The sequence below is a fragment of the Pseudomonas shahriarae genome, assembly GCF_014268455.2.
Classification (GTDB): Bacteria; Pseudomonadota; Gammaproteobacteria; order Pseudomonadales; family Pseudomonadaceae; genus Aquipseudomonas; species Aquipseudomonas shahriarae.
Map to the genome: position 1 here is coordinate 2272333 of NZ_CP077085.1, position 16989 is coordinate 2289321.

Genomic DNA, 16989 nt, shown 5'->3' on the forward strand with positions numbered 1-16989 from the left:
CGAGGCGCTTCTCAGATTTATTACGTATTCACGGTCGGCCACTTCGAGCGCGCTAATAGTACCACCAACAATTACCGTTGGTCGCCTGCTACAAGGCTTAGTTCAGCGGCGTCTAGTTGTACTATTAATTTGGTTTTGTATCGCTATTACCCATATTGGGTTAATGATAGTTGGCTGGCTAAATATTTGACGAGCATTAGTTGGGCGCCCGCCGGCGGCCTGGATTAACCGCACGGCAGGTTCAGGAGGCGTAGGGCATGGAGTGGCGATGGCGAGCGCCAACATCCTTCTGGGGGATCTGCTGGGCAACCGTCTCAATCAACGTGGTTTGCTCCGCGTCATCCAGGCTGAGTTTGCCGGTCTTGACGTCGATCAGTTCCAGTTGCCAGGCCAGCAGCGTCAGGCAGTCATGCAGGGCTGCAAGTGCCGTATCGTGGAGCTGCATCGGGCTTTGGGCGTTGCTGATCAGGTCCTGGATATGCCGGGAAAAGTTGCCAATGGCGTCCAGCGCCATGGCATCGGCCTTTTCTGCCAGTTTGACCAGGCTGTTTTTCATGCAGTCGATGGCATCGTTATCGTTGCGGATCAAATGCAGGTGGCTCAGGCATTCCTCAGACTTGGCCAGCAGCATTTCTGCCTCCAGGAGGAACTCGGGAAGTGCGTCTTGCCACTCTTTACCGTCGTTCATCATGAAAGTCTCCACAACGTACGGTCAGACAATGAGATGTAATACCGGAGCAACGGCTTAAAACTAGCGCCGAAATATGACCGAGATCTGTAGTTCATTTCTGAATTTTGAGTAGTACTTTTATTTGAATGACCAGCGTCGCGACTGCTGGCGCTGCTTGCAGTGGGAACAACCAGAGGCATTCGCATTACTTCGATTGCCCAGGCGTTAATGCCTGGAAGGCCCTTGGGCCGTGGGCTTGCGATAGCAAACAAAAGCCTGACTCCGTTCATGCAATGAGAATGGCGTCACATTAATGGCTATTGGATATCGCGAATATCAGGTTGGACCTGATTGCGACTAGGGGAATCCCTTACATGGCGGAACCTTATGTCCGTTTGAGGGTCGTGCGGCGTGGCTTGACGACCGGACGGCAAGGTGAGGCCAGTAAAGCATGATGTCAGTGTGACATCAATGCATTTGCGTGGCATTTTACCGGGGGGTCAAGGTTTGGCACTGTCTGCCGATATCTTTCTCCAGTAAGCAGCAAATCTTTCAGCACACCCCAGGAGTCTTCAATGGCTGGCATTCTCGACACGGTAGATCAACGCACGCAACTGGTGGGTGAGAATCGCCTGGAGATCCTTATGTTTCGCCTGGCAGGGCGCCAGTTGTTCGCAATCAACGTGTTCAAGGTGCAGGAAGTCCTGCAGTTGCCCAAGCTGACCCTGATGCCCCAGCGTCACCCGTTTGTCTGCGGCGTGGTCAACCTGCGCGGCCAGACCTTGCCGGTGATCGACCTGTCCCAGGCCATCGGCATGCGTCCGCTGGTACCGGGGCCCAACAGTACCATTATCGTTACCGAGTACAACCGCTCGGTACAGGCGTTCCTGGTGGGCGGCGTCGACCGCATCGTCAACATGACCTGGGAGTCGATCCTGCCACCGCCGGCGAGCGCCGGCCGCCAGCACTACCTCACGGCCATCAGCAAGGTGGATGAGCAGTTGGTGGAAATCATCGACGTGGAAAAAGTCCTCGCCGAGATCGTGCCCTACAACGCCAAGGTCTCCCGGGAAAAACTCGAGGATCCGGTGCTCGAACGTGCCCGTGGTCGCGAAGTGCTGTTGGTGGATGACTCCAACGTGGCCTTGTCGCAACTGCGCGACACTCTGGGGCAACTGGGGGTGAAGATGCATATCGCCAGTGACGGCCTCAAGGCCTTGAACATGCTCAAGGCATGGGCGGACAGCGGCCAGGTGATGACCGACAAACTGTTGATGATCTTCACCGACGCCGAAATGCCCGAGATGGACGGCTACCGCCTGACTACCGAAATCCGCAACGACCCGCGTCTGCGCGGCCTCTATGTGGTGCTGCACACATCCTTGTCGGGCAGCTTCAACGACTCGATGGTGAAGAAGGTCGGTTGCGACAACTTCCTCTCCAAATTCCAGCCCGACAAGTTGGTGGATGTGGTGCGCCAGCGCCTGATGCTGGACGAAGTGCCGGCCTGATTCCGGCCTGTGACGAGGGGGCCTCTAATTGCCGGCCGGGGGAAATTTTGATTCTGCCGGCGTGCTCGTATAGGGTGACGCTTTTGCTCACAGGAACCCACGCTCATGCTTCGTCTCAGCGCGTTGTATCGGTACCCCTTGAAGTCGGGCAAGGCAGAGACCTTGTCGCAGATCGGCCTGGATAAACTCGGGCTGGACGGGGATCGACGCTGGATGCTGGTGGACGAGGCCAGTGGGCGATTCCTGACCCAGCGTGCCGTGGCGCAGATGAGCCAGCTGTCGGCGTTGTGGAATGCCGCCGGTGGCCTGACCTTGAGCGCTGCAGGCCTGCCCACCCTGGATGTGGCGTTGCCCGGCGCCGATGCCGAGCTGCGTGGTGTCACCATCTGGCGCGACACCCTGCGGGTCCCGGACGCCGGTGCTGAGGCCGCCGATTGGGTCAGCCAGTTCATCGGCAAACCGACACGCTTGGTGCAAGTCCCGCTGGAGCGCGCGCGCACCACGGCGGCCGGCTACGGCAAGGACGATGACCAGGTGGCGTTCGCCGACGGTTTCCCCTTGTTGCTGATAGGCCAGGCGTCTCTCGACGACTTGTCGCAACGCGTCGGCCGGCCCATGGAAATGCTGCGCTTTCGCCCCAACCTGGTGATCGAAGGCAGCGAGGCTTTTGCCGAGGATGGCTGGAAGCGCGTGCGCATTGGTGAGGTGGAGTTCCGGGTGGTCAAGTCCTGCTCGCGGTGCATCCTCACCACCATCGACCCGGCGACCGGGGAGCGCAGTGCCGATCGCCAGCCGCTGGCGACCCTGGAAACCTACCGCAAACAGCCCGATGGCGTGATGTTCGGCCAGAACCTGGTCAATGACGGCGCGGGCCGCCTGGAAGTCGGCATGCCGGTGACGATCCTCGAATAACCGTCGCCCATGAAAAATGCCCGCCTCTTGGGAGGCGGGCATTTTTTTGCGCGGAAAAAGCTTAGCCGCGGTATTCGCAGAGGTAGGCAGTGTCCACGGCCACCTTGAGCTGGAACTTGCTGTCGGCAGGCACATTGAACTGGCTGCCGGCGGCGAAGGTTTCCCAGGCGTCGCTGCCTGGCAACTTGACGGTGAGCGCGCCCGAGACCACGTGCATGATTTCACGCTGGGCCGTGCCGAATTCGTATTCACCCGGAGCCATCACGCCGATGGTCGCCGGACCTTCAGGGGTGCCGAAGGCGATCGACTTGACGGTGCCGTCGAAGTACTCATTGACTTTGAACATGGGCGAATCCTCGAAAAAAGGGGCAAGAAAGGTCGGCCAGTATGCCTTCTACACGGGCAAAATCAACGGCAGCAAACGCGCGGTATTGCGCGCATCTTCCAGTGCCCGGTGTTGCTGGCCGTTGAACTGCATGCCCGCCAGTTGCAAGGCGCCATTGAGCCCCAACGGCTTGTCCAGGCGTCGGGCCTTGGCGAAGCGTTGCTTGAGGTTCACATGGGGTGTCTGGCTTAGCGCGCTGGCCAAGCCATGGCGCTGCCACTCCAACTCCAGTTGCTGGCGATCATAGTCGCCCCAGCTGGCCCAGCCTTCCAGGCGCGGATGATGCTGGCCCAGCCAGCGTTCGAACAGCGGCCAGACCTCGGTCAAGGGCGCTGCGCTGTCGATACTGGCCTGGCTGATGTGCGTCAGCTGGCGGCAGAACGGCGTCAACAACGGGCGGCGCAAGGGCCGCACGAAGCGCTGGAAATGGTCCAGCTCGCGGCCCTGACGGTTGACCAGGCTCACGCCGATTTCGATGATTTCCATCTCCGACACGGGCCAGCCGCCGTCATCCGTTGTGGCTTCAAGATCAATAATCAGCCAATGAGGCATCGCAGGTTCCCGTACTCATCCCTTTCTGATGGGGATAGAGCGTAGCCAAGCCTGGTAGTTCCGCCCAGGGCTACTCGATCTGCAGCAATACCTGGCGATTGCGCACTTGATCACCGGCGCTGACGTGAATGGCCTTGACCACCCCGTCGATGCCCGCTTTGAGCGGATGCTCCATTTTCATCGCTTCGAGCACCAGCAGCAGTTGGCCCTTGCTCACCACATCCCCTTCGCGCACCTGCAGCAGGGTAATGGCACCGTCCATCGGCGCCTTGACCGTGCCGCTGCTGACGGGCGCTTCACGACTGGCCACGGTTTGCGTCTGGTTGCTCACGCACAGGCTGGTGCCGGCATTCAACAGCCAGAGCTGGGAGCCTTGCAGGTGATAGGCAATCCGCCGCCGAATGCCGTTGATGACCAGGCTGGCCCAGCGTCCGTCGCTGTCGAGGAGGTGGATGTCGATGTTGCCGACTTGCAGATGATCCTCCGCCAGTAAGCGGGCGCTGACCTCATGGCGGTGCTCATCGACGCCCAGGCGGTAGGTCCAGGGCACGCTGGCATTGTTGCGCCAGCCTGCCAGGGCCGGGCCATGCACTGCCGCGCTGTGCCGATAAAACAGGGCGGCGGCCAGAGCCAGGTCTTCTTCGCTGACGGCAGGGCGGGCAATGTCACTGAAGTGTTCGGCAATAAATCCGGTGCTGAAATCCGCCGCGACAAATTGCGCATGCCCCAGCAGGTCCACCAGTAACCGCTGATTGCTGGGGATCCCCAGGAGCACGCAGTCCTGCACCGCCCGCAGCAGCTTGCGCCGGGCCTCTTCGCGGGTAGCGCCATGGGCGATGATCTTGCCCAGCATCGGATCATAGAACGGGCTGATGCGCTGCGGGGCTTGCAATCCATGATCGACCCGCACCCCGGCTGCCGGCTCCCAGCGCAACACCTCGCCAGTTTGTGGCAAGAAACCCTGGGCCGGGTCTTCGGCGTATAGGCGCACTTCCATGGCATGCCCGCTCAGCGTCACCTGGTCCTGGCGCAAGGGCAGGGGCTGGCCGGCGGCGATTTGCAGTTGCCAGTCCACCAGGTCCAGGCCGGTGATCAGTTCGGTGACGGGGTGCTCCACTTGCAGGCGGGTGTTCATTTCCAGGAAATAGAACCGCCCGCTCCGGTCCAGCAGGAACTCCACAGTGCCCGCGCCGACATACGCCACTGCGCGTCCGGCCTTGAGCGCCGCTTCGCCCATGGCCTGGCGCAGTTCGGTAGTCATGACCGGGCAGGGTGCTTCTTCGATGACCTTCTGATGGCGGCGCTGGACCGAGCAATCACGTTCGCCCAGGTAGATCAGGTTGCCGTGGGCATCGCCGAACAGCTGGATTTCCACATGGCGCGGTTCGATCAGCGCCTGCTCCAGAATCAGTTCGTCGCTGCCAAAGGCATTCAGGGCCTCGGAGCGTGCGGTGTGCAGTTGTTCGAGCAACTGCGCCGGCGCGTGCACCAGGCGCATGCCGCGTCCGCCGCCGCCGGCACTGGCCTTGATCATCAGCGGGTAGCCGATGCGCTCGGCTTCGCTCTGCAGGGTGGTGTCGTCCTGCGCGCTGCCTTGGTAGCCGGCAATGCACGGCACCCCGGCGTCGAGCATGGCGATTTTTGACAGGCGCTTGCTGCCCATCAACTCGATGGCGTCGGCGCTGGGGCCGATAAATACCAGGCCGGCGGCAATGCAGGCCTTGGCGAACTCGGGGTTCTCCGAGAGAAAGCCGTAGCCGGGGTGGATCGCATCGGCGCCGGTCAGGCGTGCGGCATTGAGGATCGCCGGGATGTTCAGGTAAGACTGCTGCACCGGGGCGGGGCCGATATCCACCGCTTCGTCGGCCATTTGTACGTGCAGGGCGTTGGCGTCGGCTGCGCTATAGATCGCCACGGTGCGGTAGCCCAGGGCCTGGGCGGTGCGCTGGATTCGGCAGGCGATTTCGCCGCGGTTGGCGATCAGTATTTTATTGAAACTGGGCATTTTGGGTCCCTGTTTGATTGGTTTCGCAGGCGCGGGCTTGTGTGGGCGCTGGCTTGCCTGCGATTGCATCACCTCGGTATCCCTGACAGATCCAGGTGCCCGCATCGCAGGCAAGCCAGCTCCTACAGGGGATGTGGCGTTTTCAAGATCAACTCACCCACCTGGCCTTGCGCTTCTCGACAAACGCCCGCGTCCCCTCAATGCCTTCTTCCCCGGTCACCGCCTCGGCAAACCAATCGGCAGCCTGATCCAGCAGCAGCTCCAGCGGCTGATCCAGGCTCTGGAGCAACAACGCCTTGGTTCGCGCATTGGCGCGCGGTGCACAGCGCAATACCTGCCCCAACACCTCATCCAGGCGCTGCGCCAATCCTTGGGGGGCATGCTCGACAAAATGCACCACCCCCAGGCGCTGCGCCTCGACCCCGTCAAACCGCGCCGCAGTCAGCGCCAGGCGCCGGGCGTGGGTCAGGCCGATGCGCCGCACCACAAACGGTGCGATCTGCGCCGGCAGCACGCCGAGGCTGGTTTCCGGCAAGCCGAACTGTGCCTGGTGGTCGGCAATGGCGATGTCGCTGACACACGCCAGGCCAAAACCGCCGCCCAGCACCGCGCCCTGCAACACCACAATCACCACCTGGGGCAGGGCTTCGACTTCTTGCAACAGCGCGCCAAACACCCGGTTCAAATCACGCAAGCCTTCGCGGCTGCCCGCGCGGCTCATGTCCTTAACATCGGCGCCCGCACAGAAGTGCCCGCCAGCGCCACTGATCACCAATGCCCGCACCTGCTCGTCACGGGCGACATCCGTCAGCACGGCGCGCAGTTCGCTGACCATCTGCACGCTCATGGCATTGCGGTTCTGCGGGCGGTTGAGGGTGATGTGCAGCACGCCGTTGTGCGGCTCCAGCAGCAGGGTTTCACAGGCGTTCACGATTTTTTCCCCGGCAGCGTACCCATCAGTTTGCAGATGATCCCCAGCATGATCTCGTCGGCGCCGCCGCCAATCGACACCAGGCGCACGTCACGATAGGCGCGGGCCACCGGGTTGTCCCACATAAAGCCCATGCCGCCCCAGTACTGCAGGCAGCTGTCGCTGACTTCGCGGCCCAGGCGCCCGGCCTTGAGCTTGGCCATTGAGGCCAGCCGCGTCACGTCCTGGCCCTTGAGGTATTGCTCGGTGGCCTGGTAGACCAGGGCGCGTAGGCATTCGATCTCGGTGGACAGCTCGGCCAGGCGAAAGTGGATCACCTGGTTGTCGATCAGGGCCTTGCCGAAGGTCTGGCGCTCCTTGCAGTAGGCGATGGTGCTGTCGACGCAGGCCTCCAGGCCCTTGATCATATTGGCCGCACCAAATAACCGTTCTTCCTGGAACTGCAGCATCTGCATCATGAAGCCCGCGCCTTCATGGCCGATGCGGTTGCGCTGGGGCACGCGCACATCATCGAAAAACACCTGGGCGGTTTCCGAGCTATGCATGCCGAGCTTTTCCAGGGGCGGGCTGACGCTGATCCCGGGGGTGTTCATCGGCACCATGATCAGTGACTTGTTGATATGCGGCTTGCCGTCCGAGGTGTTGGCCAGCAGGCAGATAAAGTCGGCGCTGGGGGAGTTGGTGATCCACATCTTGCTGCCGTTGATCACGTAGTCGTCGCCGTCCTTGCGGGCGTGGGTTTTCAAGCCGGCCACGTCGGAGCCAGCGCCGGTCTCCGAGACGCCGATGCAGCCCACCTGTTCGCCGCTGATGGCCGGGCGCAGGAATTCGTCGCGCAGTTCATCGGAGCCAAAACGTGCGAGGGCCGGGGTGCACATATCAGTCTGCACGCCGATGGACATCGGGATGCCGCCACAGAGGATGGTGCCGAACTCTTCGGCGGCGACAATCGAGTAGCTGTAGTCCAGGCCCATGCCGCCGAACTTCTCCGGCTTGGAAATACCCAGCAGACCGAGATCGCCGGCCTTGCGGAAAATCTCGTGGATGGGAAAGCGCCCGGCTTTTTCCCATTCGTCGACGTGGGGGTTGATCTCGCGCTCGACAAAACCCCGTACGGTACGGCGCAGCTCTTCGTGTTCCTGGGTGAAGATCATTTTTATTGTTCTCCTGATCGTTAAAAGCGCGCGGCGCCAAAGCTGTTGGGTTGCAATTGGCGCACCTGGGCTTGCTGGCAGATATCCAACAGGTAGCCCAGCAGCGTGCGGGTGTCCCGCGGGTCAATCAGCCCGTCGTCCCACAGGTTGGCGCTGCCATACAGGGCCGTGGACTGGCTATCGAGTTTCTGCGCGGTGACGTGTTCGAGCATGTCGAGCACCTTGGGGTCGGGCACCAGGCCGTCTTTCAACTGCTTGGCCTCGGTGACAATGCGCAGCACCTTGCCGGCCTGGGCGCCGCCCATCACGGCGGTGCGGCTGTTGGGCCAGGCGAAGATAAAGCGTGGGTCCAGGCCACGGCCGCACATCGCATAGTTGCCGGCGCCGTAGGAACCGCCGACCACCACCGTGAGCTTGGGCACGCGGGCATTGGCCACCGCCTGGATCATCTTCGCGCCGTGCTTGATCACGCCTTGTTGCTCGGATTCGGTGCCCACCATAAAGCCGGTGGTGTTGTGGAAAAACAGCAGCGGTGTCTGGCTCTGGTCGCACAGCTGGATAAATTGCGCGGCCTTGCTCGCGCCCTTGGGCGTGATCGGGCCGTTGTTGCCGATAAACCCGCAGGCCCGGCCCTGGATGTGCAGGTGGCCGCAGACGGTGTGGGGATCGAACTCGCCCTTGAACTCCAGGAAGTTGGAGCCATCGGCGATACGCGCGATGATTTCCCGTACGTCATAGGGCTTTTTCGGGTCCGAGGGGATCAGGCCCAGCAGCTCTTCAATCGGATACAGCGGCTCTGTATAGGTCCGCGCCGGCTGGGGTGGCAGCCGGTCGTCCCAGGGCAGCAGGCTGACAATCTCGCGCACGATGCGCACGCCGTCGGTGTCATTTTCCGCCAGGTATTCGGCGGTGCCGGCGGTTTGCGCATGCATCTGGGCGCCGCCCAGTTCCTCGTCCGTCGCCACTTCGCCGGTGGCGGCCTTGAGCAGCGGCGGGCCGGCCAGGAACAGCTTGGCCTTGCCGCGCACCACCACCACGTAATCCGAAAGCCCCGGCTGATAGGCACCGCCGGCGGTGGCCGAGCCGTGCACCACGGTGATCTGCGGCAGGCCCATGGCTGACATCCGCGCCTGGTTGGCGAAGCTGCGCGCGCCTTCGACGAAAATCTCCGCCGCGTAATTAAGATTGGCGCCGCCGCTTTCGGCCAGGGTCACCACCGGCAATTTGTTCTCCATGGCGATCTGTTGCAGGCGCAGGGATTTTTTCAAGCCGCTGGGGGAAATCGTCCCGCCCTTGATTGCGCTGTTGTTGGCCACCACCAGCAGGCGCACGCCGCTGACATAGCCGATACCGGCAATCAGCCCGCCGCCGGCCGCGCTGCCATCCTTGTCGTCGTGCAGCTTGTAACCGGCCAGGCTTGCCAGTTCGAGGAAGGGCGCACCGGGGTCGAGCAACAGGTTGAGGCGCTCACGGGGCAGCAGTTGGCCGCGTTTGTCGAACTTGCCCTTGGCCTCGGCGGCCTTGTCCAACAGGTTCTGTTCCAGTTGGCGCAGATGATGGATGGCGGTGAGCATGGCCTCGCGGTTCTGTGCGAACTGCGGGTTGTGGGTGTCGAGTAGGGAGTCGATGACCGGCATGGTTTATTGGCCCTCCTTGAGCACATCCGGCAGGTAGGCGCGGTGAAAACCATTGAACGACGGGCTCGGCGGCTGCGCCTTGTGCAGCGGCCAGGCGCGGCTGCCCAGGCTGGCGGCGCCGTCGATGCGCAAGGTGCTGCCGCTGACGAATGCGGCGGCGGGGCTGAGCAGGAACACAATCGCCGCACTGACTTCCGATTCGGTGCCGATACGCTTGAGGGGCACGTGCTCGCGCAGGGTCGGGATCACCGCCTTGAACGCGCCTTCGTAGGTGTCCATGCCACTGGAGGCGATCCAGCCCGGCGCCACTGCGTTGACCCGCACCCCGGCGTAACCCCATTCGAACGCGGCGGTCTTGGTGAAGTTGTCCATCCCCGCGCGCGCCGCGCCCGAGTGGCCCATGCCGGGCATGCCGCCCCACATGTCGGCCAGCATGTTGACGATGGCACCGCCGTGCTTGCTCATTGACTGATTGAACACTTCCCGCGCCATCAGGAAACCGCCCACCAGGTTGGTACGCATTACGGTTTCAAAGCCTTTTTGATTGATCGACGCCAGGGGCGAGGGGTATTGGCCGCCGGCATTGTTCACCAGACCCTGGATCGGCCCGTGTGCCTCGATGATCTGGCTGACCAGCGCCTTCACCGCTTCTTCATCGCGGATATCACAGGCGTGCCAGCTGGCGTGGCCGCCGTCTTGGGTAATTTCCTGGGTGACCCGTTGCAGCTTTTCCGGCTTGCGCCCCACCAGCACCACATGGGCGCCGAGTGCCGCCAGTTCATGGGCGGTGCAACGGCCAATGCCGCTGCCGCCACCGGTGACGATAAGGGTCTGCCCCTGGAACAGGTCGGCTTTGAAGATCGAGTCGAAGGCCACGGCGAGAGTCCCTTAGGTGAGTTGATCGGCGATGTGGCGGGGCACGGCAATCGGGATTTCCAGCAGTTGCTGGGCGAAAGCCTTGCCTTGTGGGTCGATGCGCAGGCTGGCGATACCGCCGCCGCCCAGGGCATTTTCGAGGAGGAAGTTGAGGCTGTGGCTGCCCGGCAGGTACCAGCGCTCGACGCGCCCGTGCAGTGGGTCGAGTACATGGCTCATCCAGTCGACGATCACCTCTGGGGTCAGTGCCTCGGCAATCCATGGCAGGTATTCGGGCCGGCGCGCGATTACGCCAATATTGCTGTGATTACCCTTGTCCCCGGAGCGCGCCACGGCCAGCTTGACCAGGGGCACGCTGGCCTCGGCGCGGCCTTCGGGTTTGGGCGGGTCGAGGGGCGCGTGGGGCGTGCTCAGGGCGGCCGTGGCAGGCAGTTCGCAAGGGTGGGATTGCCCCTGGACGTCGACGCTCAGGCGGCACGCGCTTTTGTCGATCAGGAACGAAAACAGGCGGATCAGTGGATACACCGTGGGCCTGCCGCCGACAATGCCGGTCAGGCCCGGCGTCATGCCGGTGGCCGCCTGGGCGATTTCCCGGGCGAACAGCACCAGGGCCTGTTTGCTTGGGTGACGCACCGCCAGCTTGAGCACCACTTCGCGACAATCCTGGCGCCGGGCATGGGCGCCGTAGGTGGCCTCACTGCCGAGCAACTCGATGCTGACCTCGGTATAGGGTGCCCAGCCGCGCTGGCTGAACAACTGCGAGGTCTTGTTGATGATCGCCTGGCCGACCCGTTCGGCCTTGGCCACCGCGTCGATGCCGGCCAGCAGGCAACTGGCGGTACAGCGGAAACCGTCGGGGTAGGTGGCACTGACTTTGTACTGGTCGGTGGGTGCCAGCCCTTTGGCACCGCGCAGACGCACGCGGTTTTCGCCTTGTTGCTCCAGCGTGACCTGGCTGAAGTCGCAGATCACATCCGGCAGCAGGTAGGCGCGTGGGTCGCCGATCTCATACAGCAGTTGTTCGGCGACGCTCAGTTCGCTGATCAGGCCGCCTGTGCCCGGCACTTTGCTGACGGTGAACTGGCCGTCGGCACTGACCTCGACAATCGGGAAACCGATGTGCTCGTAGTCCGGCACCTCGCGCCAATCGGTGAAGTTGCCGCCGGTGCACTGCGCGCCACATTCGATGATATGCCCGGCCAGTGCAGCCTGGGCCAGGTGGTCGTAGTCCTGCCACGCCCAGTTGAATTCATGCACCAGGGCCGCGCTGACCACTGCGCTGTCCACCACGCGCCCGGTGATGACGATATCGGCGCCCAGTTGCAGGGCCTGGACGATACCCGGCGCGCCGAGGTAGGCATTGGTCGACACGCACATCGCCGGCAAAGGCGCGCCGCTGAACATATCGCTGATGCCCTGCAGTTGCTTGAACTGCGGTTGCAGGTCATCGCCCAGCACTACGGCGATTTTCAGCGGCACCCCGGCCTGGTCGCAGACGGCCTGCAAGGCGGCGGCGCAGGCCTGGGGGTGGATGCCGCCGGCGTTGCTGATCACCCGGATGCCCTGGCGCTGGATATCACCGAGCAACGGCGCCAGGACTTCGACGAAATCCGGGGCGTAGCCGGCCTGGGGGTCTTTCATGCGCGCCCCGGCGAGGATCGACAGGGTGACTTCGGCCAGGTAGTCGAACACCAGGTAGTCCAGCGCGCCGCCTTGCACCAACTGCGCGGCGGCGGTGCAGGTGTCGCCCCAGAATGCACTGGCGCAGCCGATACGAACGGTCTTGTTCATGGGACGTCCTTCTCTGCAAAATCGCTGGGTCGAGACTACCAAGCAAGCGCTTGGTTTGTAAACTGCGTACACAACTTGTGCCCAAGCGCTTGCTTGGGTGGCTGCCACGGCCTAAATTGCCGGCCATGACGCAATCAAAGTAGTTGAGGAGAGCAGCATGGATGAGCAAAAAGCCCTGGAGGTGATGCGCACCATGGTGGACGGCGGGCAACTGACCGACCCCGACAGCGCCCGGGGCAAGCTGCTGCAGACCGCGGCTCACCTGTTTCGCAACAAGGGCTATGAACGCACTACCGTGCGCGACCTGGCCAGTGCGGTGGGGATCCAGTCCGGCAGCATCTTCCACCACTTCAAGAGCAAGGACGAAATCCTGCGGGCGGTGATGGAGGAAACCATCCATTACAACACCGCGCTGATGCGCGCCTCCCTGGCCGAGGCGAGCAGCGTGCGCGAACGGGTGCTGGCGCTGATTCGCTGTGAGTTGCAGTCGATCATGGGCGGCAGCGGCGAGGCCATGGCGGTGCTGGTGTATGAATGGCGTTCGCTGTCGGCAGAAGGGCAGGCCCAGGTGCTGGCATTGCGCGATGTCTACGAAGAGATCTGGTTGCAGGTATTGGGGGAGGCCAAGCAGGCTGGGTATATCAAGGGTGATGTATTTATCACTCGGCGTTTCCTGACCGGGGCGCTGTCGTGGACCACGACCTGGTTCCGCGCCCAGGGCAGCATGACCCTCGAGCAATTGGCCGATGAAGCATTGCTGCTGGTGCTGAAGGCGGATTAGGCGGGTAAAGCAAGCGATTTAATTGTCGGGCCGGAAGTTGTCTCCCCGGACAAAAACGCCTAGCTTAGCGAGATCCAGATTTTGAACGGTGCGTGCCTGATGTTTTCGCCATTGCGGCTGGCTGCAGGATTAACAGTATTGGCAATGGGCACCTTGTGGCAGGCGCAGGTTTCGGCGGCCCAATTGGTACGGGTCGGTGCTGCGCATTTTCCACCGTATACGGTGCGCCCGGAGCAGGGCGCCGACAGCGGGCTGCTCCCGCAATTGCTGGAAGCGCTGAACCGTGCGCAGCGCGAGTACCAGTTTGTGCTGGTACCCACCTCCATTCCCCGGCGTTTTCGTGATTTCCAGCAGGGCCGGATCGATATGGCCATCTTCGAGAACCCGCAGTGGGGTTGGCAGGATATCCCCCATGCCAGTGTCGACATGGGCCTGGAGGACGCCGAGATATTCGTTGCCCAGCGCCAGACCGATCGCGGCCAGGGCTATTTCACCGATCTGACGGGCAAGCGCCTGGCGGTGTTCAGCGGTTATCACTACGCCTTCGCCAACTTCAACCCCGACCCCAAGGCCATGGCCGCGCAGTTCAACGCCACCTTGACCTATTCCCATGACAGCAACTTGCTGATGGTGACCCGTGGCCGCGCGGATATCGCCCTGGTCACACGTTCTTACCTCAGTGACTTTATGGTGCGCAATGCCGACACCGCCGGGCAGTTCCTGGTGTCGGAGCGCATTGATCAGGTGTACCACCACTACGCCTTGCTGCGGCCCAAGGCGGCGATCAGCGGCCCGGCGTTTGCCGCATTGCTCAAGGATCTGCGCGACAGCGGCGAGCTGTTGAAGATCTTCGAACCGTACCGCATTGATGTGCTGCCGGTAGCTGACGCGCCCTGATCCGGGCAACGCCCGCTTAAATTTTTGCTGCTGGTTCACGTCACTTCGTCTAACTGTCGACGATTATCGTGAGCCCCCTCCATGCCCAATCCCCAAGACTTGTCAGTCCTGCCACTCCCGGCAGGGCCTGCCCTTAACGCAGACGAAAGCGATGGCCGCCTGACCCTGACTCTCGCAGGCCAGCCGCTGGTGCGCCTGCGCCTGGCGCGCGGCGAAGAGCTGCACCTGCAGTTGCAAAGCCCCGGTGAGGTGCCGTCGGTGCAGGCCTTGTGGGCCGCCTGTTACTGGCTGTTTGCCCGGGAGCCTGAGCGCCAGCAACTGGCCTGGCACCTCGAATACGCCCCTGACGAGGCCCTGCGCAGCGGCCTGCTGCTGGCCACGGATGTGGCAGGGCAGTTCCGTTGCGAGCGCACTCTGTTCTGGCAATTGCCACAGCCGTGGTTGGGCCAGCCGGTGAGTGGCGCTTATCCGCAGCAAATGATCCTCAGCAATGGCAAGCGCCATCCGGTGCGTGCGCCCAAACCGTGCGGCGAAGTCTACCGACGTTTCGACGCGCGCCTGGGCGCGTGGATTTCACTGCGTACGCTGGAGATCGACGTGGACCTGGCCCGCTTCAATCGCTGGCAGAACAGCGCGCGGGTCGCCAGTTTCTGGCAGGAAAGCGGCAGCCTGGAGCAGCATCGGGACTATCTGGAGAAGCTTGCAGCTGACCCACATGCCTTGACGCTGATCGGCTGTTTCGACGATGAGCCGTTTGCCTATTTCGAGGCGTATTGGGCCAGGGAGGATCGCATTGCGCCGTTCTATGAGGTGGACGATTACGATCGGGGCATCCATATGCTGGTGGGGGAGGAGCACCACCGCGGGCCGCACAAGGTGGCCAGTTGGCTGTCGGCGCTGGTGCACTACCTGTTTCTCGACGACCCGCGCACCCAGCGGGTGGTGGCGGAGCCCAGGGCCGACAACGCGAAGATGATTGGGTATATGCAGAACCAGTGTTTCCACTGCGAGAAGGAGTTCGATTTCCCCCACAAGCGCGCGGCGCTGATGATGCTGGGGCGGGAGCGGTTTTTTGAGCGGTGTGGGTTGGCCTGAGACCTTGGGGGTAATGAAGATCAACTGTGGGGGCTTGTGTGGGAGCGGGCTTGCCCGCGATAGCGGTGTGTCAGCCACTGGATTGACTGGCTGATCCAATGCCATTGCGGGCAAGCCCGCTGCCATACAAGCTCATGCCTCATTGCAATGGCGTGGTGGTCAGACCCGTCGGGCAAACGTATCGCTATGGGTCCCCGAAACCTTACGGCAGTGCACCAACGCATCACGGATCATAAAGTTGACCAGCGTTGGCGACACCCCCAGTTCCTTGGCGATGTCCTTTTGCGGCACGCCATGCAGACGGTACATCTCGAACGCGTAGCGCGTGCGCTGGGGCAACTCTGTCAGGGCGTCGGCGATGTTTTCCAGGGTGGAAAAATTGATGTGCGAGGTTTCCGGTGAAGCGCCATGAATAACCACATTCAAGCCTTCCTCTTCCGTCCCGGAGTACTTCAGTTCCAGGGCCTGTTTACGGTAGTGGTCGATAGCCAGGTTACGCACGATCTGGAACAGGTAGCTCAGTTGAGCCTTGAACGATGAGGTGATCTGCGGGGCCGATTGCAGTCTGAAGTAGGCGTCCTGCACCACGTCTTCGGCACGGGAACGGCAGCCGGTAATGCGCGCCGCGATCTTGACCAGGATCAGTCGATTATCGACAAACGCCTGGAGTAACGGTGAATCGCACCTGCTTGTGGATACTTGTTCCGTCATGGAAATCACCTTGCTGCAAATATGGTTAGTGGAGGGCATCCCTGCTGAGGCCTCCTACACATCGGGCAACAAATTATGCTTAATGATAATGATTGTCAAATGAGAAGTGGAACTAATCTTATACCGAAAGACAAACTGTGAGGCGCTTCTCTTTGTGTGCCGGCCCTGGCAGGCAGACTAATTATTTTGCCGGGCCATCCGTTCTCATTGGTGACAGGCCAGCCAACACGCCGGCCATGGATTTGCACCCGGAGGAGGACGACATGCGTTTCTATCGCGAGAACCCAGCGATCCAGGCAGGGGTGGTCTGAGATGAGCACGTCGACCCGCTTGCGCCTGTTTTGCCTGCCCTATTCGGGCGCCAGCGCCATGTTCTACAGCCGCTGGCGTCGGGCACTGCCGGAGTGGTTGCAAGTGCGCCCGCTGGAGTTGCCGGGGCGTGGCATGCGCATGGACGAGCCCTTGCAGCGCGATATCAAGGTGCTTGCCGCGCAGTTGGCGGATGAGATCAGCGCCGAACTCGACGGCCCTTACGCCCTGTTTGGCCATAGCCTGGGCGGTTTGCTGGCTTTCGAGCTGGCCCATGCCCTGCGTGAACGCGGGCTGCCTGAACCGCTGGCGCTGTTTGCTTCGGCCACCGCCGGCCCGGCGCGACGGGATGTCAGCGAATACGCCATTGAAAAAGACGACACCCAACTGATCGAGCGCCTGCGCAAGCTCAAGGGCACGCCCGAAGACGCGTTGACCAACCGCGAATTGATGCAATTGACGCTGCCGATCCTGCGCGCCGACTTCCTGTTGTGCGGCAGTTTCCAGTATGGCGAGCGCGAGCCGTTGTCGATGCCGATCCATGTGTTTGGCGGCAAGCAGGATGACGTGCGCGCCGACGAGTTACTCGACTGGCAGGAAGACACCGCCAGTGGTTTCTCCCTGGACATGTTCGAGGGGCACCATTTCTTTCTGGTGCAACAGGAAAGCTCACTGTTGCGCTGCCTGCGCCGCTACGCCGACGAACACTTGACCCGCTGGCGCCATAGCGCTGCACGGCGGGCGGCCCTGGCGACCGGCTGAACACGCCGCC

Annotated in this window: 16 protein-coding genes; 6 read left to right on the plus strand and 10 right to left on the minus strand. The window is 62.3% G+C overall.

The window, feature by feature from the left end; translation table 11 throughout:
• Window positions 1-241 precede the first annotated feature (241 nt).
• Entirely contained in the window at window positions 242-691 is a 450-nt protein-coding gene (locus tag HU773_RS10410) for a hypothetical protein (protein ID WP_120732407.1), read from the minus strand.
• Window positions 692-1245: 554 nt separating this feature from the next.
• On the opposite strand from HU773_RS10410, the gene HU773_RS10415 reads away from it, so the two are divergent.
• Complete coding sequence (locus tag HU773_RS10415; protein ID WP_057960227.1) at window positions 1246-2181, plus strand: chemotaxis protein CheV; 936 nt, start codon at window positions 1246-1248, stop codon at window positions 2179-2181.
• A 105-nt stretch (window positions 2182-2286) separates the two neighbouring features.
• A complete protein-coding gene (locus HU773_RS10420) occupies window positions 2287-3093 on the plus strand; it encodes an MOSC domain-containing protein (RefSeq protein WP_169989334.1) in 807 nt (268 codons plus the stop codon).
• Window positions 3094-3154: 61 nt separating this feature from the next.
• Here the strand turns inward: HU773_RS10420 and ppnP are convergent, their stop codons facing one another.
• From ppnP to HU773_RS10460, 8 genes are all read right to left on the minus strand, one after another.
• Complete coding sequence (ppnP, locus tag HU773_RS10425) at window positions 3155-3439, minus strand: pyrimidine/purine nucleoside phosphorylase (protein WP_032862771.1); 285 nt, start codon at window positions 3437-3439, stop codon at window positions 3155-3157.
• A gap of 48 nt (window positions 3440-3487) precedes the next feature.
• Complete coding sequence (locus HU773_RS10430) at window positions 3488-4030, minus strand: 3'-5' exonuclease (RefSeq protein WP_057439153.1); 543 nt, start codon at window positions 4028-4030, stop codon at window positions 3488-3490.
• A gap of 70 nt (window positions 4031-4100) precedes the next feature.
• Window positions 4101-6035, minus strand: coding sequence for an acetyl/propionyl/methylcrotonyl-CoA carboxylase subunit alpha (locus HU773_RS10435; RefSeq protein ID WP_186625773.1), 1935 nt, complete (start codon window positions 6033-6035; stop codon window positions 4101-4103).
• Between the two features lie 148 nt (window positions 6036-6183).
• Window positions 6184-6966 carry an enoyl-CoA hydratase/isomerase family protein gene (locus HU773_RS10440; RefSeq protein ID WP_057960224.1) on the minus strand — a complete coding sequence of 261 codons (783 nt, stop codon included), beginning with the start codon at window positions 6964-6966 and terminating at the stop codon, window positions 6184-6186.
• Window positions 6963-8120 carry a citronellyl-CoA dehydrogenase gene (atuD, locus tag HU773_RS10445; protein ID WP_186625772.1) on the minus strand — a complete coding sequence of 386 codons (1158 nt, stop codon included), beginning with the start codon at window positions 8118-8120 and terminating at the stop codon, window positions 6963-6965. The genes HU773_RS10440 and atuD overlap by 4 nt, the downstream gene beginning before the upstream one ends.
• A 20-nt stretch (window positions 8121-8140) precedes the next feature.
• Window positions 8141-9757, minus strand: a complete 1617-nt coding sequence (gene atuC / locus HU773_RS10450; protein ID WP_186625771.1) for a geranyl-CoA carboxylase subunit beta — start codon at window positions 9755-9757, stop codon at window positions 8141-8143.
• 3 nt (window positions 9758-9760) lie between these two features.
• Window positions 9761-10633 (minus strand): SDR family oxidoreductase, encoded by an 873-nt coding sequence (locus HU773_RS10455; protein ID WP_057960222.1) that lies wholly within the window; start codon window positions 10631-10633, stop codon window positions 9761-9763.
• A 12-nt stretch (window positions 10634-10645) separates the two neighbouring features.
• Window positions 10646-12424 carry an acyclic terpene utilization AtuA family protein gene (locus HU773_RS10460; RefSeq protein ID WP_057960221.1) on the minus strand — a complete coding sequence of 593 codons (1779 nt, stop codon included), beginning with the start codon at window positions 12422-12424 and terminating at the stop codon, window positions 10646-10648.
• 157 nt (window positions 12425-12581) lie between these two features.
• Between HU773_RS10460 and HU773_RS10465 the strand changes: the two genes are divergently transcribed.
• The 3 genes from HU773_RS10465 (at window position 12582) to HU773_RS10475 (ending at window position 15197) form a co-directional block, all read left to right on the plus strand.
• Window positions 12582-13205, plus strand: coding sequence for a TetR/AcrR family transcriptional regulator (locus HU773_RS10465; RefSeq protein ID WP_057960220.1), 624 nt, complete (start codon window positions 12582-12584; stop codon window positions 13203-13205).
• A gap of 99 nt (window positions 13206-13304) precedes the next feature.
• The gene (locus HU773_RS10470; RefSeq protein ID WP_081044287.1) at window positions 13305-14102 is read left to right on the plus strand and encodes a substrate-binding periplasmic protein; all 798 of its coding nucleotides are present in this window, start codon (window positions 13305-13307) and stop codon (window positions 14100-14102) included.
• Between the two features lie 81 nt (window positions 14103-14183).
• Window positions 14184-15197, plus strand: coding sequence for a GNAT family N-acetyltransferase (locus tag HU773_RS10475; RefSeq protein ID WP_169989331.1), 1014 nt, complete (start codon window positions 14184-14186; stop codon window positions 15195-15197).
• A gap of 159 nt (window positions 15198-15356) precedes the next feature.
• On the opposite strand, the gene HU773_RS10480 is transcribed toward HU773_RS10475, so the two are convergent.
• A complete protein-coding gene (locus HU773_RS10480; RefSeq protein ID WP_029298131.1) occupies window positions 15357-15908 on the minus strand; it encodes an RNA polymerase factor sigma-70 in 552 nt (183 codons plus the stop codon).
• Window positions 15909-16220: 312 nt separating this feature from the next.
• Between HU773_RS10480 and HU773_RS10485 the strand changes: the two genes are divergently transcribed.
• Window positions 16221-16979 (plus strand): thioesterase II family protein, encoded by a 759-nt coding sequence (locus tag HU773_RS10485; RefSeq protein ID WP_057960217.1) that lies wholly within the window; start codon window positions 16221-16223, stop codon window positions 16977-16979.
• Window positions 16980-16989: the final 10 nt, after the last annotated feature.